General features: G+C 34.9%; 17 protein-coding genes. All 17 read left to right on the top strand.

The window, feature by feature from the left end; genetic code table 11:
• The first annotated feature begins 2 nt into the window (after positions 1-2).
• The 17 genes from rfbA to ACZ5V8_RS02895 all read left to right on the top strand — a co-directional run bounded on the left by rfbA (position 3) and on the right by ACZ5V8_RS02895 (position 17,247).
• On the top strand, positions 3-878 hold the full coding sequence (gene rfbA, locus ACZ5V8_RS02815) for a glucose-1-phosphate thymidylyltransferase RfbA (RefSeq protein WP_440616742.1): 876 nt from the start codon (positions 3-5) through the stop codon (positions 876-878).
• Positions 878-1,885 (top strand): dTDP-glucose 4,6-dehydratase, encoded by a 1,008-nt coding sequence (rfbB, locus tag ACZ5V8_RS02820; protein ID WP_464218259.1) that lies wholly within the window; start codon positions 878-880, stop codon positions 1,883-1,885. Before rfbA ends, rfbB begins: the two co-directional genes overlap by 1 nt.
• Positions 1,875-2,948, top strand: coding sequence for a DegT/DnrJ/EryC1/StrS family aminotransferase (locus ACZ5V8_RS02825; protein ID WP_464218260.1), 1,074 nt, complete (start codon positions 1,875-1,877; stop codon positions 2,946-2,948). Before rfbB ends, ACZ5V8_RS02825 begins: the two co-directional genes overlap by 11 nt.
• Positions 2,941-3,666, top strand: coding sequence for a dTDP-4-amino-4,6-dideoxyglucose formyltransferase (locus ACZ5V8_RS02830; protein WP_464218261.1), 726 nt, complete (start codon positions 2,941-2,943; stop codon positions 3,664-3,666). The genes ACZ5V8_RS02825 and ACZ5V8_RS02830 overlap by 8 nt, the downstream gene beginning before the upstream one ends.
• A gap of 131 nt (positions 3,667-3,797) precedes the next feature.
• Positions 3,798-4,904 (top strand): TDP-N-acetylfucosamine:lipid II N-acetylfucosaminyltransferase family protein, encoded by a 1,107-nt coding sequence (locus tag ACZ5V8_RS02835; protein WP_464218262.1) that lies wholly within the window; start codon positions 3,798-3,800, stop codon positions 4,902-4,904.
• Positions 4,904-6,319, top strand: coding sequence for a lipopolysaccharide biosynthesis protein (locus tag ACZ5V8_RS02840; protein ID WP_464218263.1), 1,416 nt, complete (start codon positions 4,904-4,906; stop codon positions 6,317-6,319). The genes ACZ5V8_RS02835 and ACZ5V8_RS02840 overlap by 1 nt, the downstream gene beginning before the upstream one ends.
• Positions 6,312-7,745 carry an O-antigen polymerase gene (locus ACZ5V8_RS02845; protein ID WP_464218264.1) on the top strand — a complete coding sequence of 478 codons (1,434 nt, stop codon included), beginning with the start codon at positions 6,312-6,314 and terminating at the stop codon, positions 7,743-7,745. The genes ACZ5V8_RS02840 and ACZ5V8_RS02845 overlap by 8 nt, the downstream gene beginning before the upstream one ends.
• A 214-nt stretch (positions 7,746-7,959) precedes the next feature.
• Complete coding sequence (hisH, locus tag ACZ5V8_RS02850; RefSeq protein WP_464218265.1) at positions 7,960-8,595, top strand: imidazole glycerol phosphate synthase subunit HisH; 636 nt, start codon at positions 7,960-7,962, stop codon at positions 8,593-8,595.
• Complete coding sequence (locus ACZ5V8_RS02855) at positions 8,577-9,347, top strand: AglZ/HisF2 family acetamidino modification protein (RefSeq protein WP_464218266.1); 771 nt, start codon at positions 8,577-8,579, stop codon at positions 9,345-9,347. The genes hisH and ACZ5V8_RS02855 overlap by 19 nt, the downstream gene beginning before the upstream one ends.
• The gene (locus tag ACZ5V8_RS02860; RefSeq protein WP_464218267.1) at positions 9,344-10,486 is read left to right on the top strand and encodes an N-acetyl sugar amidotransferase; all 1,143 of its coding nucleotides are present in this window, start codon (positions 9,344-9,346) and stop codon (positions 10,484-10,486) included. Before ACZ5V8_RS02855 ends, ACZ5V8_RS02860 begins: the two co-directional genes overlap by 4 nt.
• A gap of 23 nt (positions 10,487-10,509) precedes the next feature.
• Complete coding sequence (locus ACZ5V8_RS02865) at positions 10,510-11,604, top strand: glycosyltransferase (protein ID WP_464218268.1); 1,095 nt, start codon at positions 10,510-10,512, stop codon at positions 11,602-11,604.
• A gap of 36 nt (positions 11,605-11,640) precedes the next feature.
• Entirely contained in the window at positions 11,641-13,464 is a 1,824-nt protein-coding gene (locus ACZ5V8_RS02870; RefSeq protein ID WP_464218269.1) for a hypothetical protein, read from the top strand.
• 1 nt (position 13,465) lies between these two features.
• The gene (locus ACZ5V8_RS02875; protein WP_464218270.1) at positions 13,466-14,689 is read left to right on the top strand and encodes a glycosyltransferase family 4 protein; all 1,224 of its coding nucleotides are present in this window, start codon (positions 13,466-13,468) and stop codon (positions 14,687-14,689) included.
• A gap of 253 nt (positions 14,690-14,942) precedes the next feature.
• Positions 14,943-15,248 (top strand): nucleotidyltransferase domain-containing protein, encoded by a 306-nt coding sequence (locus tag ACZ5V8_RS02880; protein ID WP_464218271.1) that lies wholly within the window; start codon positions 14,943-14,945, stop codon positions 15,246-15,248.
• 80 nt (positions 15,249-15,328) lie between these two features.
• The gene (locus ACZ5V8_RS02885; protein WP_440651792.1) at positions 15,329-15,721 is read left to right on the top strand and encodes a hypothetical protein; all 393 of its coding nucleotides are present in this window, start codon (positions 15,329-15,331) and stop codon (positions 15,719-15,721) included.
• A 277-nt stretch (positions 15,722-15,998) separates the two neighbouring features.
• Entirely contained in the window at positions 15,999-16,625 is a 627-nt protein-coding gene (locus ACZ5V8_RS02890) for a sugar transferase (protein WP_464218272.1), read from the top strand.
• The gene (locus ACZ5V8_RS02895; RefSeq protein ID WP_440616719.1) at positions 16,618-17,247 is read left to right on the top strand and encodes a NeuD/PglB/VioB family sugar acetyltransferase; all 630 of its coding nucleotides are present in this window, start codon (positions 16,618-16,620) and stop codon (positions 17,245-17,247) included. The genes ACZ5V8_RS02890 and ACZ5V8_RS02895 overlap by 8 nt, the downstream gene beginning before the upstream one ends.
• Positions 17,248-17,308: the final 61 nt, after the last annotated feature.

Here is a 17,308-nt window from a genome sequence, read left to right on the forward strand (position 1 = left end):
GGATGAAAGGCATTATTTTAGCAGGTGGTAGCGGGACAAGGCTTTACCCTTTAACTCTAGGCGTGAGTAAACAACTTTTGCCAGTATATGATAAACCTTTGTTGTATTATCCCTTATCAGTGTTGATGCTAGCGGGTTTGCGAGAAATTCTAATTATCTCTACTGCGCGAGATATTCCCCTGATTAAGGATCTTTTAGGTGATGGTTCACAGTTTGGTATTGAGCTAAGTTATAAAATTCAGCCATCCCCAGATGGGTTGGCGCAAGCCTTTATTTTAGCAGAAGATTTTTTAGCGGGTGACTCGGCTTGCTTGATTCTGGGAGATAACATTTATTATGGTCAAGGATTGCCAGATTTTCTAAACACAGCGAAAATACAATGTGACTCAGATAATGGTGGGGCTTGTGTGTTTGGTTATTATGTTAACGATCCAGAGCGTTATGGCATTGTTGAGTTTGATGAAAATAATCAAGTGGTTTCACTAGAGGAGAAACCCCAAAGACCTAAATCAAAATACGCCGTAACAGGGCTGTATTTTTATGATAAGCATGTGGTTGAGTATGCAAAACAAGTCAAACGTTCTTGGCGTGGTGAGCTTGAAATCACGGATTTAAATAAAATTTACTTGGAAAAGAAAAAATTGAATGTACAATTGCTTGGTCGTGGATTTGCTTGGCTTGATGCGGGAACACATGACTCACTATTAGATGCTTCGCAGTATATTGCTGCAATTGAAAAGCGTCAAGGGCTAAAAATAGGTTGTCTAGAAGAGATCGCGTGGCGTAAAAAATTTATTGTAACTGAGCAAATGCTAGCGCAAGCGGAATTGCTTAATAAGACCGAATATGGTCAGTATTTAAAAGGGTTAGTGAATTAATGTATAAGGCTAAAAATATTTTAGTTACAGGTGCCGCGGGATTTATCGGTAGCAATTTTGTGCGGATGCTGTTGTTAATGAATGAGCAATATAAGGTAATATCCTACGATAAATTAACCTATGCGGGTGATTTAAAGAACCTTGAGGACTTGTTAAATGCCCAAAATCACACTTTCGTTCAAGGTGATATTTGTGATGAGGGACAGGTAGCAAAAGTATTAAGAGAGCATAATATTGATACGGTCATACATTTTGCTGCAGAGTCGCATGTCGATAATTCAATTGCAGGCCCCAAGGTCTTTTTTGAAACGAATGTAATGGGCACCTTTAACCTTCTAGAGCAGGCAAAAAGATTTTGGCTTGATGAAAAAGCTCTGGATGAAACGCAATGTCGTTTCCATCATGTGTCAACAGATGAAGTCTATGGTACGCTAACAAAAGAAGCACCTGCATTTACTGAAGGCAAAGCATATGAGCCTAATTCACCTTATTCAGCATCGAAAGCAGGCTCTGATCATATTGTGCGTTGTTACTATCACACTTATAAGTTGCCAGTAACTATATCGAATTGTTCTAATAACTACGGACCTTATCAGCATCCTGAGAAATTAATTCCAGTGGTTATTAATAGTTGTATTGAACAAAGAACCATCCCTGTTTACGGTGATGGTAGTAATGTTCGTGATTGGCTCTATGTTGAGGATCATTGTGATGCTATTGCCTGCATACTGGAAAAAGGGAAAGTTGGAGAGGTTTATAATATAGGTGGTATAAATGAGGTTGATAATTTAACTTTGGTTAAAACGATTTGTCAACTGATGGATGGATATCGTCCAGATAGTGCGCCACACCAAAAACTCATTAATTTTGTTGAGGATCGCAAAGGGCACGACTGGCGTTATGCAATTGATAATAGTAAGATTCAAAATGAGTTAGGATGGAAGCCTTCTCAGGATTTTGAGAAGTTGTTTAAACAGACGATTGAGTTTTATTTAGATGCGCATTAATGTTACTAAACCGTATTTGCCAAATATCGATAGATATAAAAGCTATATTGATCAGATTTATCAAAATGAATGGTTAACAAACAATGGACCTTTGGTGCAAAAGCTTGAGCGTGATCTTGAAGAACATCTAGGCGTTAAGAACCTGCTTTTAGTCACTAATGGAACTGTAGCATTGAATTTAGCTTATAAATTACTAGATATCAGCGGTGATGTGATTACAACACCCTTTTCTTTTGTGGCAACGTCTAGTAGCCTTATATGGGATAATATTACCCCGGTTTTTAGTGATATAAAATCAAGTGGCTTTAATATTGACCCTAAGTTAATTAAGGAAAAAATAACCACACAAACCTCAGCGATACTTCCAGTGCATGTCTTTGGTAACCCTTGTGAGGTTGAGTTGATTCAAAGCATCGCTGATGAGAGTAATGTCAAGGTTATATACGATGCAGCGCATGCCTTTGGCGTAAAGTATAAAGGAAGAAGTATTTTAGAGTACGGTGATATTTCCACCTTGAGTTTTCATGCAACCAAATTATTCCATACTATTGAGGGTGGAGCTTTAATTATAAAAGATGATGTCTTATATCAGAAAGCTAAACACATGATTAACTTTGGTCTCGATGGAGCAGATATAGTATGTCTTGGTAGTAACTTAAAGATGAATGAGTTTGAAGCGGCTATGGGACTTGCTGTTTTAGAGGATATGGACGCTATTGTTAAAAATAGAAAAAGGATTTGGGAATATTATTACGATCACTTAAATAATCATTTCCAGTTACAAGAGATGGATGAGAGTGCATCGTTAAATTATCACTATTTTCCTATTGTTTTTAAAACGGAAGAATCTTTGCTTAAGGCGGTTCGTAAACTTAATGATTTAAGTATCTATCCAAGAAGATACTTTTACCCATCATTAAATGAATTGAGTTTTATTGATGAAAGCTTTAAAAATAATTGCCCTATCTCCGAATCGATATCTAGAGGAATTTTATGCTTGCCTATTTATATAGGCTTAAATCTAGCTCAACAGAAATGTATTATCGAGGTTTTACGTGATTAGTAAACTATTTGTTCTAACGGATAACTTGCTTCTATATAAAGCTATTAGGGTAATTTTAAGTAGTAGAAAAGTTGAAGTTGATTATTTTCATAGCCCTAAAAGTTATAAATTGTTTGAGCTAGAGGATGAAGTATCTGAGTTAGACTTGAAAGATAATAAAGCTATGCGCATGCTTATGAATTCAGGTTATGAGCTTGGCTTTTCCTGTCATTCAAAACAAATTTTTCCAAGTAAATTAGTTAATCAGCTAAAATGTATTAATATTCACCCTGGTTTCAATCCTTATAATAGAGGATGGTTTCCACAGGTGTTTTCAATTATAAATAAGAAACCAATTGGGGCTACTATTCATATTATGGATGAGGAAATAGACCATGGTAAAATTATTGCGCAAAGAGAGGTGGTTCAATCAGAAGATGATACCTCTTTGTCGTTATATAACAAGGTTGTGTCAGTGGAGATGAAGCTGCTGGAAGAGAACATAGATAATATATTAAATAACGCATGCATAGCAGATAAACCAAAAAATGAAGGTAATTATAACTCTATTCAAGATTTTCAAAATTTATGTGCCATTAATTTAGAAAAGCAAGTGACCATGCAGGAGGCTATCGACTATTTAAGGGCGATGAGCCATTATCCATATAAAAATGCCTATTTTGTTAATGAAAAAGGAAAGCGTATATATGTTTCACTTGACCTTCAGGAAGAGCTGTAGTTAATGTCCTTGAAGAAAAACACAATTGCCAATTATGTTGGAGAAATTATATTTTATTTAATTGGCATTTTAACCCTTACGCATTGTGTCTGTGTGCAAATTAATTCAAATTAAAAAGGTTGAGGTGATTTTTGTATTTACATATTGTTCAAGATGATAACTTTACTTCATATGCAATTAAACGATTTTCCAAGTATGAGGGGCATGAGTTTATCTGTCTTTCGACTCAAAGAAGGTTAAGGTGTTCTAATAAAAAAGTTAGGAGAATAAGTTGGTTAAATATATATAACCCACTCTTCTTAAATAAGCTTAAGAAATATAAAATGGTGTTTATTCACTGTCTATGCCCTATCAAGCAAAGATTAATCTTGAATTCCTCAGAAAAAATTATTTTTTTTTGGATAGGCTGGGGAGGAGACCTATATCCATATTTAGTGGGCTATCAGCAATATTTACCTAACAGTTTGGAATATATCAAAAAATATAACTGCGAAAAAAGGAAGTCTGAATTATTGAGTAATATAGTCAAGAAAATGGTTTTTCCTAGCTTGGGTTACTATGCAAAGGTGCTTGCTAAAATCAGTTATTTTGCTCCAGTTATTGAGTCTGAGTTCTTCCTGCTAAAAGAGTATTATCCCTCTTTTAGCGCTAAATTGATTAATTGGAATTATTGCAGTTTAGAAGATTTATTAGAAGGAGTGGTGTATAGTAATAGATTGCCTAGTAATGATTGGGTGTTGGTGGGGAACTCAGGTTCTTATACTAATAACCATGTTGATATACTTAATCGATTAATATATCAATGGAATGTAGAGTATGTGAAGCTCATTATACCCATATCTTATGGTGCAAGTGAACGCTATAAAATAAAGATTAAAGAGGTTGTAGAAGGCTATAGACGTGTCGAACTTATTGAAAAATTCATGTCGCTACATAATTACACCAAGCTTCTTTTTGATTGCAAATATGCAATTTTTGGCCACTTGAGACAAGAGGCACTAGCGAATATTGTGGTGCTATTGTTTGCAGGGTGCAAGGTTTTTATGAATAGTAAATCCCCACTTTATATATTTTTGAAAAACAAAGGCATATATCTTTATGCATTTGATTATGCTAAGGGGCTTGGAATGCCAATGAAGTATGATGAGGTCCTTGAAAATCGTAGAATTTTATCACAGATTTGGTCGGATGATTGCCTTGATAGACAGACTCAAGAAATTGTGGAGCTTGTAAGTTGATGAATAAAAGTATACTGCACTACGGCATAGGTGCTATTGGATCTGCAGCAATACTATTATTTACAGTCCCCATACTAACTAGAATATTAGAGCCAAATGACTATGGTCTAGGGACAATGTTTATTACAGTAATGAATTTAGCCTTTTATATATGTAGTTGTGGAATGGATCAAGTTTTTGTAAGGCATTATTATGAGCAGGAAAGTGAAGAAAATAGGAGTGTCTTGCTATGTCAGTGCCTGTTTGTCGTGCTTATATTTGCTGCTTTAGTGTTAACTGTATTATTCCCTTTTCATAAAGAAATAACAAAAGTCTTCTTCTCAGCTCAAAGCCTAGCCCTTTATGTTGCGACTGTTATAGGGGTTTTAAGCTTTGTGATAAATAGATTCGTGTTGCTTTCTGTACTTATGGCTAAATCATCTGCGTTTTATGCATTCCTCCAAATAAGCAATAGTTTATTTTATTTCATGCTAGTGTTGTTATTATATTTGGGGTTTAACTACAATAGTTTTTGGCTAATAATAGTTGCTCAAATTATCGCTCAAATATTGGTTAGTGCTATAGGTGTTCACAAGGCTTGGAACCTCCCTTCTATCCAAAATACACCTATATTGCTGAGGCTTGAATCAGAAAAACTAAAGTCCTATTTAAAATATGGCTACCCATTTGTGTTTTCCTTTGCTATGGTATGGGTTATGCAGAGCATAGATCGCGTTATAGTGCTGAATCTATCTAATAGCTATGAGCTAGGCATTTATGCTGCGGCTTTCGCACTTATCGCGCCTTTGAGTATAATCCAAGGAGTTTTTAGTAATTTTTGGGTTGCTAAAGTAAATGAAATTATAGCAACAGGCTTAGGTGAAGAAGAAAAAACGCTTTTCAATCAAGTGTTTAATTTTATGGCTTGTATAATGCTTGTTATAATTATTACTTCGTACATGTTGAAAGATCTGATCGTGATGTTTCTTGGGTATAATTATGCCGCAGCTATAAATATTTTTAGCATACTTCTTTTTATTCCATTTTTTTATGTATTATCTGAAATTGTGCAAGTTGGGTTTCTGTACGTTAAAAAAACAAAGTTTATAATTTTATCCTCTTTTCTTGCCATGTTGGTGAATATTATTGGCTCGCTTGTGTTTGTCCCTATGTATGGAGCTAAAGGTGCTGCTATATCAATTGCTTTTGGATACTTTATTTTTTTTATTTCAAAATGGATCTTGGCAAATAAATACTTTAAATTCAAGTGCATAGATATCAGGTTTACAATATTTATATTATTTCCACCCTTACTGTATGTGCTTCAAGATTTTATAGATTGGTCACCTGCTGTATGTTTGCTCTTAATATTCTGTTTACTATTAGCTTATATAGGCACGTTTAAATATTTTTGGAGAAGGAAAGACTATGTATAATTTTTCAAAATCTGCTGCTTTATTTTTTTTGTTTGGAACTTTAATTTGTGTAGTAATTGCATTCTTTAGTCAGGTAGTAGGGTGGGCTATGTTTTTGACAGTAGTACTTTTTTGTTATGCCATTTTTTCTGCAGACAGAAACTTATTTAGCCCATTTATGCTCTATACACTCTTCTATTTAACGGTTCCAGTAGCGGCCATACTGTTATATTTTGGGGATTTATCTACAAATAGATACTTATTTGATATTCAGAATGCAAATAGAGTTAAATTATTAGAATCGGCAGTGATATATTCTTGCTTATGCTATATATCGTCTTTTTTTGGATATAGAGTTTTTCGAAGAAAATTTGTAGTGAAAATTAACATCAATGATGGGGTGTCTAGCAAACTTCTACCATTATTTATATTGTTATTTTTTTTAATAGGTCTCTCAAACTTTATCTATAATGTTGCTATTATTGCAAATGGGAACCTTTGGTGCTATATGCAGAATATCTCAGTAAGATATTTGGAGCTGAAAACGGTTCACACAACCACTTTTTTTTACTTGTTTTCCTATATTGCTTGTTATATGTGGCAGTATTATCTCTTTAAGGAGGGCAAAGGTTTTTCATGGTGTTGGTTATTATATTTGCTGTTAACTTTTCTAATCCATATCTCAACAGGTAGGGTTTTCTCATCTATTGTTTATTTATTAACATTCTTTATTACGCACTATTTATTTTTTTATACGAAGTGTGTTAAGAAAAACTTTAAATACTTCAGTATTTTAGTACTAATTTGTAGCTTGGGTGTTATTTTATATTTTTTTAGGCTAGCGAGTAATTTGGCTTATAATCATTTACTAGATACAACTTATACGGACACTATCTTGCATTATATCTTCAATTTTAAGCTCTTCACCTATTACTCAGTTGGCAGTGGTAATATGCCGAATATTCCCGTGCTGATGCAAATTTTGGATAAATGGGAGGGAAGTCATCAGTTACTTTATGGGAGCTCAACTATTTTATGGCTTCAGAATATATTGCCAGCAAATTCATTGCTTTTACCGAATTACCAGCCAAGTGTAATTATTAAAGAACTCTGGTATAGCGGAGTAGAGGGTGGAGCCTTGCCTCCAACTGGGATGGGAGAAATGTATATGAACTTTGGTTATATGGGGGGAGTGATGGCTTTTTTCTTTATGGGTATCTTAATGTCCTTACTTCATAATGTGTTGCGTAAGTACAATAGCTATTGGTCCTCGGTTATCTATGCGGTGATATCTGTTAATTTTTTTATGCTTTATGCTAAAGGGGAGTTTGATAACATGAGTTTATGGTATATCTTACCTTATCTTTTAGTGTATAGTGCTTTAGCTCTCTTAAGTAAACGTACTAATTTTAGCTCTGTAGAAGCAATTAAATCTTTGCAAAGTTAGAAGTGAAGTAGGTTCGGTGAAGCAAAAAAAAGGATACCCAATTTCACTGCTGATAGGTACAATCTTTGCTAACATTACCGCACTACAAAGCTGTCTTTTTTGAGTTTTTCGTTTAAAAAAGTGCTTGCCAGTGATTAAGCAAAGTTTGTAAAGTAACCACATCATATTAAGATGTTTAACTATTAAAGAAGAAACGTAGAGGTATTTAGTGATTGTGATTATTGATTATGGTATGGGAAACCCTGCTTCTATATTGAATATGATTAGAAAGGTTGGTGGAAAGGCCGTTTTGTCATCCGGTATTCAGGAGATTAATGCTGCAACAGCCATCATACTTCCAGGGGTGGGCTCTTTTGATAATGGTATGATAAGGCTAAAGAAATTAGGTATCTTAGAGGTTTTAAAAAAGAAAATACTGCAAGATAAGACGCCATTTCTAGGTGTTTGTTTAGGTATGCAGTTATTATTTGAAACAAGTGAAGAAGGTAAAGAATTTGGGTTAGGGTATATTTCAGGAAATGTCACAAGGTTTAAATTTTCTGAACGGCAAGAGCAACAAAAAAAAATGCGTGTGCCGCATATGGGTTGGAATGAAATATCAGCGAAAGATGACTTGCTATTTAGGGGATTAACTGCAAATGCTAGATTTTACTTCGTGCACTCCTATTATGTTAACTGTTTGGATGGAGCTAATGCATTAGCCTGTTGCTACTATGGTCAACCCTTCACTTGTGCTGTACGCAAGGATAATATTTATGGGGTCCAGTTTCACCCTGAGAAGAGTCATAAATTTGGGATGCAATTATTTAAAAACTTCTTGGAGATTGTAAGATGCTCAGAACTCGCGTGATTCCAATATTGCTACTGAAAGAGGGTGGATTATATAAAGGCGTGCAGTTTAAGGATCATCGATATGTTGGTGACCCTATTAATGTGGTGAAAATTTTCAATGAGAAAGAGGTTGATGAACTTGTTTTTTTAGATATATCAGCAACTAAAAATCAGTCCATTAATTACGAGTTGATTGCAGATATTTCGGCTGAAACTTTTATGCCATTTGCCTATGGTGGTGGAATTAGCCAGATAGAGCAAGTTGAGAAACTTTTTCGTTTAGGGGTTGAAAAGGTAATTATCAATAGTGCAGCATATTACTCTCCAGAGTTGATTGCTCAAGCAAGTAAACTTGCAGGAAGTCAAAGCATTGTTGTTGCAATTGATGTTAAGAAAAGTTTTATTGGGAAGCATGAAGTATTTGTTAACAATGGTAAATGTAGAACAAGACAACACCCAGTTGAGTATGCAAAGAGAATGCAGGATTTAGGCGCTGGAGAGCTGATTGTGACTTCAATTAATCGTGAAGGAATGGGTAATGGTTATGATGTTGATTTGCTTCAACAAATATCCTCGGAGGTTGAAATACCTGTAATAGCCTCAGGTGGTGCAGGCTCTATTGATGATTTTGCTCAAGCTGTGTCAAAAGCTGATGTGTCGGCTGTTTCAGCAGGTAGCATGTTTGTTTTTCATGGTAAACATCGCGCTGTTTTGATAACATACCCCAGCTATGAAAAATTAGAAAGTCTTTTGCAGGAGAAACAAAATTGACCAAGCTCTATCAAGTATGCAGTAGATGTGTAATGGATACAAGTGATCCCATGATTACATTTGATGATAGTGGTGTATGTAATCATTGTCATAAATTTGATGACATTACCTCAAAGCACTGGTTCCCTAATGCTGAAGGTGGCAAGAAGCTAGAGAAGGTTTTTGAGCAAATAAAAAAAGAAGGTCAAGGGAAAGAGTATGACTGTATTATTGGCTTAAGTGGTGGGGTTGATAGTTCATATTTGGCTTTGAAAATTAAAGATTATGGTTTGCGCCCTCTAGTTGTTCATGTTGACGCTGGATGGAACAGTGAATTAGCAGTTTGGAATATTGAACAAATCATAAAACACTGTGGTTATGAACTGCATACTAGGGTTGTTGATTGGCAAGAAATTAAAGACTTACAAAACGCTTATTTGAAGTCTGGCGTTGCGAACCAAGATGTTGTGCAGGATCACATATTTTTTGCTTCTTTGTACCATTACGCGACTCAAAATAAAATTAGATATGTAATTAGCGGAGGTAACATTGCTACTGAATCAGTTTTTCCTGAGAGCTGGCATCATTCAGCAATGGATGCAATCAACTTAAAGGATATACATAAAAAATTTGGTCAGCATAGGTTAAAGGATTATGATACGATTTCATTTTTCCAGTATTATTTTTATTATCCAATGATTAAAAAAATGAGAACCATTAGACCGCTAAATTATATGCAATATGATAAAGCACAGGCATTAAAGGAGCTAAAGGAAACGGTTGGTTATAAAGAGTATGGCAGAAAGCATGGTGAATCCAGATTTACCAAGTTTTTTCAAAACTATTACTTGCCAACTAAGTTTAATATAGATAAGCGCAGAGCTCATCTATCAAGCGAAATCCTTTCGGAACTAATCACTCGAAATCAAGCGCTTGCTGAGTTGGATCGTCCGTTATATGATCAAGATGAGTTGCAAGATGATTGTGCTTATGTCGCAAAAAAATTGGGTATTTCCGCTGAGAAACTCATGGAAATGACGAAAATGCAAGGATACAGTTATAAGAATTATAAAAACTGGGATTCTTTGCATAAATGGGCTAAAAAAACTCAGAGGATATTTGAGAAAATAGCTAATAAAAAAGTTAAGATTTATAGTTAGCATTTTATTGCGGAGTGGATTTTATGATAAAGGTTGTGCATTTAACATCTGCTCACCCTCGTTATGATGTGAGAATTTTTATTAAAGAATGTCAATCGCTTTGTGAGCTATATGAAGTTTCATTAGTGGTTGCAGACGGCAAAGGAGATGAGATAAAAAATAGTATTAATATTTATGATGTAGGTAACTCAAATAGTCGTATACATCGAGTTTTTAAAACAACGAGGAAAGTTTTAGATAAGGCTTTACAAATAGATGCAGATATTTATCATTTGCACGATCCTGAATTATTGCTTATTGCGAAAAAACTAAAAAAAGCAGGCAAAAAAGTTATTTTTGATGCTCATGAAGACTTGCCGGCGCAAATTTTATCTAAACCTTATTTAAAGCCTTGGAAAGCAAAGTTACTCTCATTGTTAACCGCTAAATATGAGAAAATAATTTGCTCAAAACTTGATGGTATAATAGCTGCAACGCCATTTATTAAAGACAAGTTTCTTAAAATAAACAAAAACACATTGGATGTTAATAATTACCCAATTATTGATGAAGTTGGAAGCTTAAGTAATTGGAGTTTGAAAGAAAATAGCTGTTGTTATGTTGGTGGAATATCCAAAGCAAGGGGAATTAATGAGGCTATTTGCGCAATCGATTTATCAAAAGCAATAAAGGCTTATGTCGTTGGTGATTTTGAAAACTCATATTTGGAGAAAAAAATTAAACAGGGGTTGCCTGAAAAAATTGAACTTACTGGCTGGCTGTCTAGAAAAGAAGTGAGTTCTGTTTATGAGAGAAGTATTGTAGGTTTGGTCGCTCTACATCCTACAGTTAATTACATAGATGCATTACCAGTTAAAATGTTTGAATATATGTCAGCTGGTATTCCTGTAATAGCTTCTAACTTCCCTTTATGGAAAGAAATTATTGAGGGCAATATCTGTGGTATTTGTGTCGATCCAATGAGACCAGAGGATATTGCGCAAGCAATAGACTTTTTTATTGATAATATGGATAAGGCCGAAGAAATGGGTAACAATGGAAGACTTGCTGTTGAAGAGAAATATAATTGGGGAATTGAATCGGAAAAGTTGTTAGGTTTTTATAACAGTATTGCATGACAAAATTGTAGCTTTATTAAAGAATTTGGAGTAATTATGTGTGGAATTTTTGGTGTTATTTCAACACCAAGTGTAGATAAGCGTGATTTTGAGAAGTTGGCTAGACATGCTGAACAGCGAGGTATGGACTCTAGTGGTCTGATTTATTATGAAAATGATTCTTACAAAGTTAACCGATCGGACTATTCAATTGAAAAATTAATTCGCAAAGTTAACCCATGTAATGGCTCATTGGCAATGGGACATAGTCGATTGATCACCAATGGTTTGTCTGATAATCAACCTGTAGTGCGTGGGAAAATTATGGCAATCCATAATGGGATTATTGTCAATGATAAGGATGTCTGGGAGAAACTTTCGGTTACGCAAAACTTACAAATAGACTCAGAAGTAATTGTAGCAGTTGCTGAAGAACATCTTTTGGATGGTGGTGCAATTGAGGATATTCCAGAAAAGGTATTGAGCCTTTGTAAAGGCGTGATTGCCTGTGCATTAGTGTTTCCAGAGTACGGTAAGTTGGCATTGTTCTCAAACAATGGCAGCTTATATTGGGGAAAAAAGAAGAAGGATATTTATTTTTCTTCTGAGAGTTATCCTCTAGAAACAAATGGGTGCATCAATATTGAGCAAATCAAATCAGCTATATTTATAGATATTCCAAAATCAAATGAGTTGCCAGTAATTACTGATGAGAAAACTCGTCAACATAATGTTATTCCTGAGCTTTTGACAAATAGTGAGGAAGAAGCTCTTTTAGAGTATGACACTCCGGAGCTGAAGCGTTGTAGTAAATGTATTCTGACAGAAACCATGCCTTTTATTCACTTTGACGCAGACGGTGTATGTAATTATTGTCATCATTATAAAATACGAAATAAGCCACGCCCTAAGGAGGAGATTTTTGAACTTGTAGAGCCATATCGCAGCGCGCATGGCAATGATTGTATAGTTCCTTTTTCAGGTGGAAGAGATAGTTGTTATGGACTTCATCTAATTGTTAATGAGCTCAAAATGAAACCTGTTACTTACACCTATGATTGGGGGATGGTGACAGATCTAGGGAGGCGTAATATTAGTAGAATGTGTGCCGAACTTGGTGTGGAGAATATTATTGTTGCCGCTGATATTGAGACAAAACGTAAAAATATTGCGATGAATTTGAAGGCGTGGTTAAAATCTCCTCACCTTGGGATGATTAGTATATTGACAGCCGGAGATAAACACTTTTTCAAATACGTAGAGTCAGTCAAAAAGCAAACTGGAATCAATTTAAATTTATGGGGAGTAAACCCTTTAGAAGTAACACATTTTAAAGCGGGCTTTCTTGGTATTAAACCTGACTTTGAGGAAAAAAGAGTATATTCTCATGGAATGATGAAGCAATTACGCTACCAGTCATTGCGTTTGGGAGCAATGATCAAAAGTCCAGGTTACTTTAATAGTTCATTATGGGATACGCTTTCAGGAGAATACTATAGAAGTTTTACTGAAAAAAAAGATTATTTTCATATATTTGACTATTGGCGTTGGGATGAAGAAACAATAGATGACACATTAGTCTCTTGTTATGATTGGGAAAAGGCAACAGATACTAGTACAACCTGGCGGATAGGTGATGGAACTGCAGCGTTCTATAACTATGTATACTATACGGTTGCAGGTTTCACCGAGCATGATACGTTTAGAAGTAATCAAATTCGAGAAGGTGAAATTTCGCGAGAGAAGGCGTTGGAATTGGTTAAAGAAGAAAACAAACCTCGCTATTCAAACCTTAGGTGGTATCTTGATGTTTTAGGATTTGATTTTAAAGAGGTCATAAAAGTAGTAAATGCAATACCAAAACTGTATAAGGTAGAATAACGTGAATATTTGGTGTATTTCTAAATATGCAACCATTCCGAAATATGGTAGGCTTGCACGAACTTTTTTGTTGTCAAAAGAGTTTGTTGATAAAGATCATAATGTCTTGTTAGTTACTTCAGATGCTAATCACTTGGCGCAATATCCTGAAACTGAACAAGTATACAACTTTGAACAAGTTCAAGGTGTTAATGTTTGTTGGATCAAAACCAAGAAATACAAAAAAACAGCCTCATTTGCTCGTATTTTGAGTTGGCTTGATTTTGAAATAAAGCTATTTAAATTAAAGAGAGATAAACTTAACAATCCTGATGTTGTCATTGTTTCATCGTTATCTATTTTCACAGTAATTTATGGGTATTATCTCAAAAGAAAATACAAAGTTCCGCTAGTTTTTGAAGTTCGAGATATATGGCCTCTAACAATGACGGAGGAAGGTGGTTTTTCTAAATGGCATCCGCTGGTTAAAATAGTTGGATGGATTGAAAAGTTTGGTTATAAACATGCTAACCTCATTGTTGGAACGATGCCCAGACTAGATAAGCATGTCGAAGAAATATTAGGGTATAAGCGCCCCTATTTTTGCTCGCCCTTGGGATTTGATAAAAAAACTTATGATGATATCAAAGAGTCTGAAGGTCAAAAACAACATGAGATACTTCTTCCGAAAGATAAAAAAATTGTCGGTTATGCTGGAAGCATGGGGGTGACAAACAATCTAGCGCCTTTAATCAAAGCAATAAAACTTTTGAAAGATAATAAAGAAATCTTTTTTGCACTTGTAGGCTACGGAGATCTAAAAGGGCAATTTGAGAAAGAGCTTGAGGGTTGTGATAATGTTCGCTTTATTGGCAAGCTACCTCAGGATGAGGTCAAATTTTTTTTAGATAAATGTGATTTGGTATACCTCTCAACTATGCCCTCTAAGATTTGGCTATATGGTCAGTCAATGAATAAAGTAGTTGAGTATATGTTGGCAGCTAAGCCAATATTGGCATCATACTCAGGCTATCAATCAATGATAAATCAAGCGAATTGTGGATGCTTTATTAATACGGATGATCCTGAAGAGTTAAAGCAAGAAATTTTAAAAGTTGCGATGCTAAATGCAGAAGATAAGTCTAGGATGGGTGAAAGAGGAAAGGCATGGATTATGAAAAATAGAACCTATGATAAGCTTGCGAGTGAGTATTTAATTCAACTTGAGGGTTTAGTTAAAAAATAGTCTTACATTATGTCATCCAATTGATCACCTATCTGTAACAGTATGTGTACATTTGATGGGGTTATCAACCTAGTCCATTTTTAATAGAGTATAGTGAATTAATAGTGGATGTTTAATCAAGGCTCTATTATGGAGCTTTGATGTTAAACAGTGCAATATGGCGGATTTGTGGGTTGAAAAAGTGTGAATGTTAAGAAGGTTTATGGTTAAATGAAAGCAACAACTATTTTTGGTTTAACAGCAAGGGTATTTTATGCGCTTAAGTAAAGAAAATGCGTTGAAAATAAAAGCTTGTGTTCATTCGATTTTTGGTCGGGGTATGCGAGTATTCTTATTTGGTAGTCGGGTTGATGATGAAAAGCGAGGGGGTGATATTGATTTATATCTTTTGCCCAAAAAGCATGAGGAAATTGAAGGGGCTTATGGCAGGAAAATTGATCTACTGGTTGCATTAGAAAAAACGCTAGGTGAGCAAAAAATTGATATAGTGATTGCAAAAGCGGGTGATGATAAACGCCTGATAGATGATATAGCCTTAAGAGATGGAGTTGAGCTATGAATCCATTGCAAGATAAAATGGTTAAAATTTTATACGAATGTGACCAGCACAAAAAGAGAATAAATTACGCTTATAATAACATGAAACACAAATTACCTTTTGATGTGGTTAATTATGAGAAATTTCGTGATGAAGAAATTGAGCATATTGATCAGTTCTTATTTCGCTTTGCTAAGTTGCAAGATGTGATGGGTGAGAAGCTTTTTCCAACGGTGCTTATGCTGTTGGCGGAGGATGTTAAGCGTCAGTCATTTATCGATATCCTTAATAAATTAGAGGCGCTAGGGTTGTTATACACTGATCATTGGCTTCGGTTAAGAAAAATTAGAAACAGTGTTGCGCATGAATATGGATTTAATGTGGTTGATATGGTTGATAGTCTCAATGCGATTTACGAATCATGTGTAGATTTGATTGATATTTATGATCGAATCAATTTGTTCTGCCGAGAGAAGTTTGATTTTTTAAACTAAACATCAAGAAAGATTAGCGCTTTTAATATATAATGCAGCGTCATAGTCATTGAGCTAAATGGCAAAAGGTGATTGTTATAATTTATTGGCGAGATTTAGAAGTAAAATATCGAATTTGAGTTTAGAGTTATTTAAGTTATGTATTACTTTAATTGAGGCGCATTATCAGAAAGACAATGTAAAAGGGGTAATTATATTATGAAAGTATTAATAACTGGTGCAACGGGCTTTGTTGGTAACGAGTTTGTTAAGAGTCCAATTTTTGATACAGAAATAGATGTATAGTGAAGAAGATTTAAAGATGAAGTTGTTTTTAGATAAATTTTTAGCATGTGTTATTCTTGTTGTGAGTTTACCAATTCTGTTAGTGACTAGTGTTTTAATTGGAGTTAAGCTTGGTCGTCCTGTTTTGTTCAAACAAGAACGTCCAGGAAAGAATGGCAAAATATTTACTATCTATAAATTTCGTACGATGAATGATAAGGTGGATGTTCATGGTGAGTTACTGCCAGATGAACAAAGGCTAACTAAGTTTGGGAAATTTCTAAGGAGTACTAGTTTAGATGAGCTTCCTCAATTATATAATGTGTTAAAAGGCGATATGAGTTTTGTTGGTCCTCGTGCATTGTTGGTTGAGTATTTACCTTTGTATAATTCTCGACAAGCAAGAAGACATTTGGTGAAACCAGGAATTACAGGTTGGGCTCAGGTGAATGGGCGTAATGCTATAACTTGGGAGGAGAAGTTTGAGCTAGATGTTTGGTATGTAGAGAATAGAACTTTTTTATTGGATTTAAAAATATTATGGCTAACTTTTTTAAAAGTGATAAAGCGTAGTGATATATCCAGTGGCAAGCATGTAACGATGGAGAAGTTTACAGGGAGCGCAAGAAGCGATGAGTAAAGGTGAAAATATCGTAGTTATCGGTGCAGGCGGGCATGCCAAGGTTGTAGTGGATGCAATATTAGCTCAAGGTAAATACACTATTCAGGCTGTTATTCAGGATGACCCAATTCCTGAAAACGGGAAAACAATTCTAGGGTATGAGGTTATTCACTCCTCTCATTTGAGTGGGAAAAAAATAGATTGTTTTATCGTTGCTATAGGCTGTGACAATACGAGAAAAGAGCAGTTTTTAAAGTATAAAAAGCAAGGCTATCATGCCGCAACAATTATCCATCCTCAAAGTATAATCGCTCGCAATGTTATAGTAAGTGAAGGAAGTGTTATTTTAGCGGGTGTTATTATCAATCCAGATAGTAATATAGGAGCTAATGTAATCATTAATACAGGGGTTATTATCGAACATGATGTCAGTATCTTGAGTCACTCACAGTTATCTCCCGGAGCGGTGGTGTGTGGAGGATGTTGCGTAGATGAAAAAGTCTATATTGGTGCTAACTCAGTGATTCGCCAATGTATCCATATAGTGAATGACTCAATAATAGGCTGTGGAGCGAGTGTAGTTTGCAATATTACAGAGTCAGGTACTTATGTTGGAGTTCCTGCTAAAAGAAAGGAATAGAATATTGTGAATGTTAGCTGTATACTTCCATTCGCAAACCTTATAGTAAACGTGTTGTGTA

Source organism: Cysteiniphilum sp. GTC20157 (assembly GCF_055396795.1).